Below are 11,494 nucleotides of genomic sequence, written 5' to 3' on the forward strand. Positions count from 1 at the left end.
GAGGCCTCTCGGGGTCGCGGCTGTACGCGATCATCCTGCCACAGGTCGTGGTACCGTCCCGTCGCGGCGCGGGAGCGGGCTGACCGGGCTGTTTCCGTCAGCCCAGGAGGACCTGGAGCACCCGCACGACCTCGGCGAGTCCGGGCAGCAGCTGCGCCGTGGAGCGCTGGTACGTCTCCCACGAGCGGCGATACGGGTCGATCACGTCGTCGTCGCTCGCCGCGGCCGGCGCCGCCTCGCCACGACGCGAGGTCAGCAGGGACAGGGCGGCGCGGACGCGTACGTGCGGGTCGGTGCCCGCCGCATCCGCCGCCTGCCGCAGTTCGGCGTCGGGGAGCCCCGTCGCGAGGCGCTCGAACTCGCGCACCGTAAACGTCGACCGCACCCTGGCCGGCGCCAGCTCGACGATGTCGCGGCGGTGCTCGCGGGTCATCGCGAGCACGAGGTCGGGGGAGACGAGCTCGCGCTCGCTGAGCCACCGGCCGCGGTGGGCGGCGCTGTCGTCGGGGGCGACGCCGAGGGATGCGGCCATCCGCGCCGCCTCGGGGGGCATCGGCGAATCGATCATCGCGTGGGTGCCGGCGCTGGCGACGGTGACGTCGAGGGGGCGCAGGCGCGTGCGGAGCACCTGTTCGGCCAGCGGCGAGCGGCAGATGTTGCCGGTGCACACGGTGAGGATCTCGATCGTCGGCGACGACGGCCGATCGCCTCGTGGAGCGAACAAACCGCTCAGGTCAAGGTCGAGCATCCCGTCCTCAGTGTCGGCGGCGTCGACGGCCCGCCGGTAACGTGGGCGTCGATGACCGAGTCTACCGACGCCGCGCCCCGCGACATCCTCCTGCCCGACGTGGAGGCCGAGGCGGACGACGCCTCCGCCGCTCCCGCCGAGCGGCGCCGTCGGCCCCGGTCGCCGCGCCGCCGCCGCACGTGGATCGAGGGCGGCACCTCGGTGCACCACTGGGGCTGGGAACTGCTCGGGTGGGCCGTGCTCTCCCTCGGCGCGGGGCTCGTCGCCGGGGCGGCGCTCAACGAATTCCTGCCGCAGCCGCTCGGATCGACCCTGTCGCTGCTGGCCCTGTGGGTCGCGTTCGCCGTGCCCGTGCTGCTGGCCTTCCGCCGGTCGGTGCCGCGCGCGCTGCTGCGCTTCCGCCCGCTCGACCTGCTCTACGGCCTGGCCCTCGGCATCCTCCTCCGCATCGTGCAGGGGTGGCTCGACATGGCCGCCGGCGGCACCGGCGCGTGGCCGTCGTACCCGACCGCGGGCGGCGCACTCCCGTCGGGGTGGATCTTCGACGAACTCGTCGCCGCGACCGTCGTGGGCCCCGTGCTGGAGGAGTTCTTCTTCCGCGGGCTCATCCTGGTCGCCGCCTACACCGCGGTGCGCCGGCTGGCCGGACGCGGCGTCGCCGGATTCGCCGCGACCCTCGTCTCCACCGGCCTGTTCGTCGCCGCGCACGCGCTGCTGGTGCCGGCGGCGTGGGATCAGGCGCTGTCGCTCGCACTGGTCGGGATCGTCGCGAGCCTCCTCGTGCTGCTGACCGGGCGCATCTGGGCCGCGGTGCTCATGCACGTCGTCTACAACGGCATGTGGGTCGCGCTCGCCACCGTGGGGACGCTCCTCGGCGGATCGTCCGGGCCTTCCCTCAGCTGACCCCCTGGCCGGTGGCGCGCCGTCCCTTTTGCGCACATCACCTCCTGCGCGCAACCCCTCCGTGGGCGGAATCTCCCGCTGGATATGTTCTGAACAGTTCACGGCTGTATTCGGGGGAAGGTGCCGCGTGAAGGGACGACCTGTTCGACGATTCGTGACGGCGGGCCTGGCAGCCGCCGCATCCGCCGCTCTGCTGGCGTCGTGCGCTGTGGGAAGCGGTGAGCCGGCGCCCGAGAAGACACCGGCGGAGACGGCACTGGACTCTCTGTCCACGCCGCTCGAGCCGCTCTGGGTCGCTCCGACGACGGGCTTCGCCTCAGCGCCCATCATCGTCGGCGACGTCGTCGTCACCTACGAGCAGACCCCCGAGACGCCGTTCGCGCTCAGCGGCTACTCGGTCGAGACCGGCGAACGGGTGTGGTCGCTGCCGTCGAGCCCCGGCAGCATCGAATCCGGCAGCCCTCTGACCGTGATGCGGACGGCGACGCCGGAGGGCGATCCGCTGCTCATCAGCGTGAGCGTGCCGGCGCTGCAGCCCGACCAGCGATACGCGCACACCGTCCGCTTCGTCGACCCCGACGACGGTCGCGTCGTCCTCGAGGGTCCGCCGCAGTGGGTGGGCAGCCCGGGCTCGTGCGCCACCGGGGGCGCGTGCTACCTGGTGTGGGACGAGGCACGCCAGTCGTGGGTGCGCACGCAGCTCGCCCTCGACGGCACCGTGACCTCAGGCCGCGGCATCGGCCTGCCGGCCACCGATGTCGGCGTGATCGGGCGCTCCTTCGGACGCGAGGTGTACCTCGCGGTCGACGACGCCGGCGCGCAGAGCATCGTGCGCGTGGGCGACGACGGACAGCAGTGGGCGCATCCGGTTTCACAGCTGTGGGGCGAGGGCGCCACGCTCGACAACGTGCCCGCCGGGTACCTGTACTTCGACGAGGGGCCCACGATCGTCGTGACGGCCGTCCCGAGGCCGGCGCAGGAGGAGGGCGGGTTCTCCGCACACGACTATGTCGCGGTCGGATTCGACTACGACACCGGCGAGGTGCTCTGGACCCGCGAGGGCCTGGCCCCGTGCCACGAAGACCTGTTCTGCTCCGGGGATGCCGCCTACCGGCCCCGTCCCGACAGCACGACCCAGCTCGACCTCGACCTGGCCGGCGGCGCCTTGACGCGGATCGACCCGCGCACCGGGGAGACCGAGTGGGAGATCACCGGCGAGCTCGGCGGCGTCGGGAACAGGAAGCAGGACGGTGGATTCGTCGCGCCCCCGGGTGTGCTCGCCTACACCGACGGAGGCGTTCCGCACGTGCTGGACACCGCGACCGGCGAGACCCGCGAGCTCGCCGATGACGACCTGGTCGGATGCTTCCAGACCAGCGGGCCGTTCTATCCGGAGTCGAGCGACCCGTACAACCAGAACGTCCGCTACACCGGTGGGGCCCTCGTGCGCGGCTGCGGCATCGACGGCGAGGTGGACGACCCGCGGCAGTACACCGTCGGTGTCGTGGGCGTCGGCTCGGGCCGGTGGGACCCCGCGGGCGACGGCGAGGACGACGGCCTGCGCGCACTGCAGACGCGCAAGGGCCTCGCCCTCTTCCAGCTCTAGGCCTTCCCGCTCTAGGCCGAGGCGGGGCGCCGGCGCGATGCGGCGACGCGGGCGATGAGGAGCGCGATGGCGATGCCCGCGCCCGTGCCCACCGCGTTGGCGAGCAGGTCGAGCGCGCTCGCCGTGCGGCCGGGGAGGGCGATCTCCTGCACGAACTCGATCGCCAGGGATGCGGCGACACCCGAGCACAGCGCGAGCGGCCACGATCGCATCAGGAGGGTCAGCAGCATCCCGAACGGGACGAACAGGGCGACGTTCGCGGAGAATTCGATGCGCCGGTAGGTCGCCCACGGGAAGATCCGCTCGATGGCATCCAGGAACGGGCCCGCGTCGCGGTCGACGTGCGTCGGCCAGAACGCGATGAGCGCGAGGGTGACGACGTATGCCACGAGCAGCGCCAGCAGCAGTCGGCGCGGATCGCGGGCGGAACGGAGCATCCGGCCAGGCTACGTCGTGTCGGTTACTGCGACGTTTCCGTGCCGGCGCTTCGAGCCCGGATCAGGCCGCCGCGCCGACGAGGCGGCCGCGCTCGGCGCGCGTGAGCGGGGGGATCGAGTCCAGCAGGCGCCGCGTGTAGTCGTGCTGCGGGCGGTCGAAGATCTGCTCCACATCCCCGGTCTCCACGCACTCGCCGTGGTACATCACGAGCACGCGGTGGGCGAGGTTGCGCACGACCGAGAGGTCGTGGGAGATGAACAGGATGCTGACGCCCAGGCGGTCCTGGAGCTCGACCAGCAGATCGACCACCTGGGCCTGGATGGTGACGTCGAGGGCGGAGACCGGCTCGTCGCACACCAGCACGTCGGGATCGCGCATGAGCGAACGGGCGATCCCGATGCGCTGGCGCTGACCGCCGGAGAACTGGTGCGGGAAGCGGTACATCGCATCCGCCCGCATCCCGACGAGTTCCAGCAGCTCCGCGACACGGTCGCGACGGTCTCCCGCCGAACCGGTGCGCGTGACGGCGAGGGGCTCGGCGATGACCTCGCGCACGCGCATGCGAGGGTCCAGTGAGGCGTAGGGATCCTGGAACACCATCTGGATGCCCGCCTGCGAGGGCGGGCGCCGCCCACGCGTCCGCCGTGTGATGTCGGTTCCGCGGTAGCGCACCGTGCCTTCGTCGATGCTCTCCAGCCCGACGATCATGCGCGCGAGCGTCGATTTGCCGCTGCCCGACTCGCCCACGATGCCGAGGGTCTCTCCGTGGCGCAGCACCAGGTCGACGCCGTCGACGGCGTGCACCGAGCGCCGCGCGAACGCGGGCCCCGTGCGGAAAGTGCGGCGGACGCCGACGACCTCGAGGACGCGATCCTCCTTCTCGATCGGGTCGAGCACCCGCGCGGGAGCCGGATGCGGAGCGGACGCGAGCAGTTCGCGAGTGTACGGCATCTCCGGCGCGGTGAACACGCGGTCGGCGTCACCGGCCTCCACGACGGCGCCGTGGCGCATCACGACGACGCGGTCGGCGACCTCGGTGACGACGCCGATGTCATGCGTGATGAGCAGGACCGCCATGCCCAGGCGCCGGCGGAGGTCGTGCAGCAGGCGCAGGATCTGGGCCTGCACCGTGACATCCAGCGCCGTCGTGGGCTCGTCGGCGATCAGCACGTCGGGTTCGAGGGCGATGGCCATCGCGATGAGGATGCGCTGCCGCATCCCGCCGGAGAACTGATGGGGATAGTCGTCGACGCGGGTCTCGGGGGAGGCGATGCCGACGAGCTCGAGCAGCTCGATGCAGCGGGCGCGCACCCGCTTGCGCGGCATCTTCCGGTGCACGCGGATCACTTCGCCGAGCTGGTCGCCGATGGTGAGCACGGGGTTCAGGGCCGACAGGGCGTCCTGCAGCACCATGCTCATGCGATCGCCCCGGATGCGGCGGAACTGCTCGTCGTCCAGCGACAGCAGGTCGGTGTCGCCCAGGCGCACCTCGTCGGCGGAGACGACCGCCGCGGAATCCTGGATGCCCATGATGGCGCGCGCCGTGACCGTCTTGCCCGAGCCGGACTCGCCCAGCAGAGCCACCAGCTCGCCGGGGCGCACGTCGAGGTCGATGCCCTCCACGGCGGGCACGATCGTGCCCTCCGACCGGAAGCCGATCGTCAGTCCCCGCACGCGGAGCGCGGCGGGGGCGGTGTCATCGTTCGTCTGCACGAGTCCAGTCTTACCGCAAAATGCTTCGGAAATGTTTCGTCCTCAAAAATTCTGTGCCGAAATCGCTCATCACGCTTGACATCTACGCCGGAATGGCGCGAGAGTCACTCTCGACACCCCGACCTTCGGTCCCCCACGGGCAATCGGTGGTGCGCTGTCTTCATAGAGGAGGAAACGTGCTCGAACCTGCTGAGCGCTACACCGGCTACAAGGCCTACGACTATCTCGAGCCCGGCGTCGACTATCGCGTCTTCGACTACGCGAAGCAGATCGGCCGCGTGCCCGAGTACGCCGGACTCGAGCTCACCACCGCCGAGGCGGAGCGGGCCGAGCGCCTGCTGCGCGAGGAGATGGTGATCTCGCTGCACGAGCACGTGCAGGTCTTCCCCGAGAACATGGACCACCTCAAGGACCACATCCGCCAGGGCCGCGAACCCACGGGCTACGAGGGTCTGGCCCGGTCAGGCCTCACCGTCGTCTTCGACAACGGCATGGACGGCACGTGCTGCATCTCCAGCGACGCCGGGTGGAAGTACCAGGACGTGCTGTTCGACCTCGGCGTACGCATGGCCGACCTCGCGCACCAGGACTTCGTCATCAAGGCCGAGACGCTGGGGGACATCCGCTACGCGCACGAGACCGGTCGCATCGCCCATGTGTTCGCCCTCGAGGCGGCCACGATGATCGAGAACGAGGTCGATCGTCTCGACGTGCTGTACGGGTTCGGCGTGCGCCAGATGGGCATCGCGTACTCCGAGGCCAACACCCTCGGCAGCGGCCTGAAGGAGCGCGGCGACGGCGGACTGACCTACTTCGGCGAGCGGGCCGTCGCGCGCATGAACAAGCTGGGCATCGCGATCGACATCTCCCACTCGGGCGACCGCACGTGCGTCGACGTCATCAAGGCCTCGACCAAGCCGGTCTTCATCACGCACGCCGGCGCCCGCACCGTGTGGCCGACCAACCGCATGAAGACAGACGAGACGATCATCGAGTGCGCGCGCCGTGGTGGCGTCATCGGCATCGAGGCGGCCCCGCACACCACGCTGTCGCCGGAGCACCCGAAGCACTCGCTGGAGTCGGTCATGGACCACTTCACCTACTGCGTCGACCTCGTCGGCCTCGAGCACGTGAGCTTCGGCCCCGACACGCTCTTTGGCGACCACGTGGGCCTGCACCACGCGTTCTCCTCGCAGCTCTCCCTCGGCCAGGCCCACGGCCAGGTCGAGTTCGAGGAGGTGCCCTACGTCGACGGTGTCGAGAACCCCGCCGAGGCCATGGGCAACATCATCGGCTGGCTGGTCACGCACGGCTACTCCGACGACGAGATCCGCGCCGTCGTCGGCGGCAACACCATGCGGGTACTCGAGGAGGTATGGGTGTGAAATCACACAGCAGGTTCGCCGCCATCGGCGTCTTCGCGGCATCCGCCGCACTCGCCCTCAGCGCCTGCGCCCCGCAGGCGCCGGAGGCCACCAGCACGGGGTCGGCCGAGGCCGGCAACGACACGCTCACGATCGCCACCACCACGGATGTCGTGAACTACAACCCGCTCATCGGCAACAGCCGCAGCGACTACTGGGTCACGAACCTCATGTACCCGCACCTGCTCACGATCGGCGACGACGGCTCCAAGGCCGCGGAGCTGGCGGTGGAGTGGGGCTACATCGACGACACGACGGGGTTCTACGAGATCCGTGACGACATGTCGTGGAGCGACGGAGAGCCGCTGACGGCCGAGGACGTCGCGTACACGATGAACGCGGTCAAGCAGGACGCGCCCTCGGGCACGTACTACGGCCAGATGACCAACTTCGAGTCGGCCGAGGCCGTCTCCGACACGCGCGTGGAGATCACGCTCACGCAGCCGGACTCCTCGATCGTCGGGGAGATCGGATTCTGGGGCAACGTCGTGCCCCAGCACGTGTTCGAGCCGGCCGGCTCGGTCGCGGAGTTCGCCAACGACGGCTCCGACGGCGGCTGGGTCAGCGCCGGGCCGTACGAACTGACCAAGGTGCAGGTCGGCCAGTCGTACACGATGGAGCGGGTCGAGGACTACCCGCTCGTGGAGGGCGGCACGCCCATCCCGGCCAAGGTCGTCTACCGCGTGTACCCGGACGTCAACACCGAGATCCTCGCGCTGCAGAGCGGTGAGGTCGACGTCATCGCGAACGCGCTGCCGCCGGCCCAGGTGGAGCAGCTGCGCAACACCGACGGCATCGAGGTGGTCGAGGTGACGGGCCTGGGGTACGCCCACATGACGTACAACATGCAGCAGCCCGACCTGGCCAAGACCGAGGTGCGTCAGGCCCTCGCCCATGCCGCCGACTACGAGGCCATCCGCTCGGTCGTGCTGCAGGGACAGGCGGTGTCGACCGGTTCGAGCCCGCTCATGCCCGTGCTGTCGAACTACTACGACGACTCGATCACCGAGTACGAGTACGACCCCGATCTCTCGCGCGAGCTGATGGAGGAGGCCGGCTACACCGCCGACGCCAGCGGGAACTTCCCGGTGTCGTTCCGCCTCATCTACTCGCTGCAGGATCCGGTGACCAGCCAGTGGGCGCAGCTCGTCAAAGACGGCGCGGCCGAGGCCGGCATCACGATCGAGCTGCAGGGAATGGAGCGCAACACCTACCTGGCCAAGACGAACGAGGCCGACTACGACATCTATGCGGGCAACTTCGCCATCATGGACGATCCGGTCACCAACTTCACCCTGTCGTACCTGCCCGACGGCGCCATCAACTACACGCTGGTGGACGACCCGGAGCTCAACGCCCTGATCGACGAGGCATCCGCCACGTTCGACGAGGACGAGAAGGTCGAGATCATGCGCGAGGCGGCTCGCATCGTGCACGAACAGGTCTACGACAACGTGATGTACACGCAGAACCTGTACGTCGCGCACAGCTCGGACTGGACCGGGTTCATCTCCAAGCCGAGTGAGCTCCTGTCCATCGTCAACCCCGTGTCGATCGCCGGCGCCTCCAAGGTCGCCGAGTAGCAGGCACGAGGAGGGCCGCCCGCAATGTCCATCGCTCTGTTCGCACTCCGCCGGCTCGGCAGAGGCGTGTTCACGATCCTGTTCGCAGTGACCGTGACGTTCCTCCTGCTGCGTCTGCTGCCCGGCGACCCGGCACTCGCCATCGCGAGCCCGAACATGACCGATGAGACACGGGCGGCCCTTCTCACCCAGTACGGCCTGGATCAGCCACTGATCGTGCAGTACGTGCTGTACCTCGGGCAGCTCATCCAGGGAAACCTCGGCACGAGCTTCACCCAGTCGATCCCCGTGGCCGACGTGCTGCTGCAGCGGCTGCCCTGGACGCTGCTGCTGACCCTCTCGGCACTCGTGCTCACGATCGTCATCGGCGTCCCCCTCGGGGTCATCGCCGCATCCCACAAGAACCGCTTCCTCGACAAGCTCGTCCAGGTCTTCGGCGTCACCGGCCAGTCGCTGTTCGTGCCCTCCATCGGCATCGTGCTGCTGTTCGTCTTCGGGCTGAACCTCCGCTGGTTCCCCATCGGCGGCGCCTACGACGAGGGCGTGTACGGACTGGAGTGGTACGGCTCGGTGCTCTCGCACCTCGTCCTGCCCGTCGTCTCCCTCACGCTCATCCAGCTCGGCTCCTACGTGCTGACGATGCGCGCGACGCTCATCGACGCGCTGGGGGAGGACTACACGACCCTCGCCAAGGCCAAGGGCGTGCCCGGTCGCACGATCCTGTGGAAGCACGCCGTGCGCAACGCCATGCTCCCCGCCACGACTCTCATCGGCCTCCAGCTCGGATTCCTCGTGGGCGGTGCCGTGCTCACCGAGACCGTCTTCGCCTACCCCGGTATCGGCCGCGGCATCTACGAGGCCGTCACCCAGCTCGACTTCCCCGTCCTGCAGGGCGCCTTCCTGCTGCTGGCGGCGACCGTCGTGGTGGCGAACCTCCTCACCGACATCGCCTACGGATTCCTCGACCCGAGAGTGAAGACCGCATGACCGCTCCGATGCCCGAGATCGAGCTGCTGGCTCCGATCGTCGACCCCGCCGGCGACGACGGGAAGCGGGCCAGCCGCCAGACGTGGCGCGCCTTCCGGCGCCAGCCGCTCGGGATGATCTCGCTGGTCATCCTCCTGCTGCTGGTCGTCATCGCCGTCGCCGCGCCGCTGCTGGCGCCCTACCCGGCCAGCTACGGCACCGATGTGCTCAAGCCGCCCAGCGCCGCGCACTGGTTCGGCACCGACGCGCTGGGCCGCGACGTGTACGCCGAGGTGATCTGGGGCACGCAGCAGTCCGTGCTCGTCGCCGTCGCCGCATCCGCCATCGCCATCGTCTTCGGAACGCTCATCGCCGTCGTCGGCGCATACTGGCGCCGCATCGACTCGGTCGTCAGTGTGCTGGTCGACCTGACGCTGTCGCTGCCCGTGCTGCCGCTGATGATCCTCGTCGCCGCCCTCGTCGGCCCCTCCACCTCGACCCTCATCCTCGTCGTCGCGGCGTTCTCGTGGCCCGAGGTGACGCGCCTCGTCCGCTCCCAGGCGCTGGCCGTCGTGCAGCTGCCCTACATCGACGCCGCCCGGCTGATGACCCGCAACTCCGCGTGGATCCTCGGCCGCCACGTGCTGCCGGCCGTGACGCCCGTGGTCGTCGTGTCGGTCGTGGTCACCGCATCCCGCGCCGTGCTCTCGGCGGCGGGCCTGTCGTTCCTCGGCCTCGGCGACCCGACCACGTGGTCGTGGGGGCGCGTCCTGTACGAGGCGCAGCAGTCGGGCGCGATGGTCAACGCGTGGTGGCTGACGCTGTTCCCCTCGCTCGCGATCCTCGCCCTCGTCCTGTCCGCCACACTGCTGTCCATCGCCTACAACGACGCACGAAACCCCCGGAGCAATGAACGCTGACTCCCTGACCGCATTCAGCCAGAGGCTCGCGCCCGAGGTGTACGACCGCATCCAGGAGCGCGTGCGCGCACACCTGGATGCGGCGGGCCTGCCCGCGATCCTCACCGACGATCCCGAGGACGTCTCCTATCTGACGGGCTTCTTCCACCACCCCGGTGAGCGCCCCGTCGCGGTCTACCTGGACGCATCCCGCGCCGTACTGCTCCTGCCCGCCCTCGAGCGTCAGCACGCCGAGGAGCAGCACGCGCACGCCGAGATCGTCGACTTCGCCGAGTACCCCGGCGTGGAGAACCCGTTCGCACCTCTCGTGCGGGCCATCGGCACGGCGCCCGAGCGCATCGGCATCACGACCCTCATGACGCAGCACCGCCTTGCGATGCTCACCCGCGCCCTCCTGCACGGCGTGTTCGAGCCGACCGAGCTGATCACGCGTGCGCGCTACATCAAGTTCCCCGAGGAGGTCGCGCTGCACCGCGAGGCCGCGCGCATCACCGACCTCATGCTGGCGGCGGGCGTCGCGCTCGTCCGCGACGCCGTCGCATCCGGCGGGGAGCTGCCCACCGAGGCCGAACTCGCCGCGCACGTCGGGCGCGACGGTCTCGGGCGCATGTACCGCGAGCACACCGACGTCGTCGTGATCTCCTTCATGGCCGGCGGCCTCGTCTACTCAGGGGCGAACTCCGCCATCCCGCACGGACTGCCCTCCTCGTACCGGCTCCGCCGCGGTGACACCTTCCAGCTGTCGCTCGGTGCCGCCGTCGGCGGCCGGTTCGTGGAGGGGGAGCGCACGTTCGTCCTCGGCGAGCCCACCGCAGAGCAGCGGCGCTACCACGACGCCGTCCGGCTCGCGCAGGCGACCGGAACAACGGCGATCGCACCCGGCGTGCGCTGCGCCGACAGCAACAAGGCGTGCCTGGACGTGATCCGCGACGCCGGCCTGGGGCACTACCTCCGCCACCGCCAGGGTCACGGCATCGGCCTCGGCATGCACGAGCCGCCGTGGCTGGAGGACGGCGACCCGACGCCGCTTCAGGCCGGGATGATCGTCTCCAACGAGCCCGGGATCTACATCGCGGGGCACGCGGGCTACCGCATCTCCGACAGCATGCTCGTCACCGACCGCGGCGCCGAGCCCCTCACCTCCTTCCCGCGGTCGCTCGACGACTGCGTCATCCCCGTCTGAACTCGAAAGG

The 11,494-nt window shown here is 70.0% G+C and carries 10 protein-coding genes; 7 read left to right on the forward strand and 3 right to left on the reverse strand.

From position 1 onward, the window contains the following. Positions 1 to 97: 97 nt before the first annotated feature. Positions 98 to 748 carry an arsenate reductase/protein-tyrosine-phosphatase family protein gene (locus F6J85_RS02965; protein ID WP_150923761.1) on the reverse strand — a complete coding sequence of 217 codons (651 nt, stop codon included), beginning with the start codon at positions 746 to 748 and terminating at the stop codon, positions 98 to 100. Positions 749 to 799: 51 nt separating this feature from the next. Here F6J85_RS02965 and F6J85_RS02970 point away from each other — a divergent pair, with 51 nt between their 5' ends. Next, a complete protein-coding gene (locus F6J85_RS02970) occupies positions 800 to 1,651 on the forward strand; it encodes a CPBP family intramembrane glutamic endopeptidase (protein WP_150923762.1) in 852 nt (283 codons plus the stop codon). 127 nt (positions 1,652 to 1,778) lie between these two features. Further along, positions 1,779 to 3,257 carry a hypothetical protein gene (locus F6J85_RS02975; protein ID WP_150923763.1) on the forward strand — a complete coding sequence of 493 codons (1,479 nt, stop codon included), beginning with the start codon at positions 1,779 to 1,781 and terminating at the stop codon, positions 3,255 to 3,257. Between the two features lie 11 nt (positions 3,258 to 3,268). Here F6J85_RS02975 and F6J85_RS02980 read toward each other — a convergent pair whose 3' ends face one another. Together F6J85_RS02980 and F6J85_RS02985 are read right to left on the reverse strand one after the other, a co-directional pair. Further along, positions 3,269 to 3,694 (reverse strand): VanZ family protein, encoded by a 426-nt coding sequence (locus tag F6J85_RS02980; RefSeq protein ID WP_150923764.1) that lies wholly within the window; start codon positions 3,692 to 3,694, stop codon positions 3,269 to 3,271. Between the two features lie 61 nt (positions 3,695 to 3,755). Next, the gene (locus F6J85_RS02985) at positions 3,756 to 5,408 is read right to left on the reverse strand and encodes a dipeptide ABC transporter ATP-binding protein (protein WP_150923765.1); all 1,653 of its coding nucleotides are present in this window, start codon (positions 5,406 to 5,408) and stop codon (positions 3,756 to 3,758) included. Between the two features lie 176 nt (positions 5,409 to 5,584). On the opposite strand from F6J85_RS02985, the gene F6J85_RS02990 reads away from it, so the two are divergent. The 5 genes from F6J85_RS02990 to F6J85_RS03010 are packed head-to-tail and all read left to right on the forward strand — an operon-like array spanning position 5,585 to position 11,484. After that, positions 5,585 to 6,793 (forward strand): dipeptidase, encoded by a 1,209-nt coding sequence (locus tag F6J85_RS02990; protein ID WP_150923766.1) that lies wholly within the window; start codon positions 5,585 to 5,587, stop codon positions 6,791 to 6,793. Beyond that, the gene (locus tag F6J85_RS02995) at positions 6,784 to 8,415 is read left to right on the forward strand and encodes an ABC transporter substrate-binding protein (protein ID WP_150923767.1); all 1,632 of its coding nucleotides are present in this window, start codon (positions 6,784 to 6,786) and stop codon (positions 8,413 to 8,415) included. Before F6J85_RS02990 ends, F6J85_RS02995 begins: the two co-directional genes overlap by 10 nt. A 24-nt stretch (positions 8,416 to 8,439) precedes the next feature. Beyond that, a complete protein-coding gene (locus F6J85_RS03000; RefSeq protein WP_150923768.1) occupies positions 8,440 to 9,402 on the forward strand; it encodes an ABC transporter permease in 963 nt (320 codons plus the stop codon). Next, a complete protein-coding gene (locus F6J85_RS03005; RefSeq protein ID WP_238707043.1) occupies positions 9,399 to 10,301 on the forward strand; it encodes an ABC transporter permease in 903 nt (300 codons plus the stop codon). Before F6J85_RS03000 ends, F6J85_RS03005 begins: the two co-directional genes overlap by 4 nt. Continuing rightward, on the forward strand, positions 10,291 to 11,484 hold the full coding sequence (locus F6J85_RS03010; protein WP_150923769.1) for a M24 family metallopeptidase: 1,194 nt from the start codon (positions 10,291 to 10,293) through the stop codon (positions 11,482 to 11,484). The genes F6J85_RS03005 and F6J85_RS03010 overlap by 11 nt, the downstream gene beginning before the upstream one ends. Positions 11,485 to 11,494: the final 10 nt, after the last annotated feature.

Source organism: Microbacterium lushaniae (assembly GCF_008727775.1).
GTDB lineage: Bacteria > Actinomycetota > Actinomycetes > Actinomycetales > Microbacteriaceae > Microbacterium > Microbacterium lushaniae.

Coding starts and splice junctions, on each gene's coding strand:
- F6J85_RS03010 (WP_150923769.1), top strand. CDS start 10,291: ATGAACGCTGACTCCCTGACCGCATTCAGCCAGAGGCTCGCGCCCGAG.
- F6J85_RS03005 (WP_238707043.1), top strand. CDS start 9,399: ATGACCGCTCCGATGCCCGAGATCGAGCTGCTGGCTCCGATCGTCGAC.
- F6J85_RS02970 (WP_150923762.1), top strand. CDS start 800: ATGACCGAGTCTACCGACGCCGCGCCCCGCGACATCCTCCTGCCCGAC.
- F6J85_RS02980 (WP_150923764.1), bottom strand. CDS start 3,694: ATGCTCCGTTCCGCCCGCGATCCGCGCCGACTGCTGCTGGCGCTGCTC.
- F6J85_RS02965 (WP_150923761.1), bottom strand. CDS start 748: ATGCTCGACCTTGACCTGAGCGGTTTGTTCGCTCCACGAGGCGATCGG.
- F6J85_RS02995 (WP_150923767.1), top strand. CDS start 6,784: ATGGGTGTGAAATCACACAGCAGGTTCGCCGCCATCGGCGTCTTCGCG.
- F6J85_RS03000 (WP_150923768.1), top strand. CDS start 8,440: ATGTCCATCGCTCTGTTCGCACTCCGCCGGCTCGGCAGAGGCGTGTTC.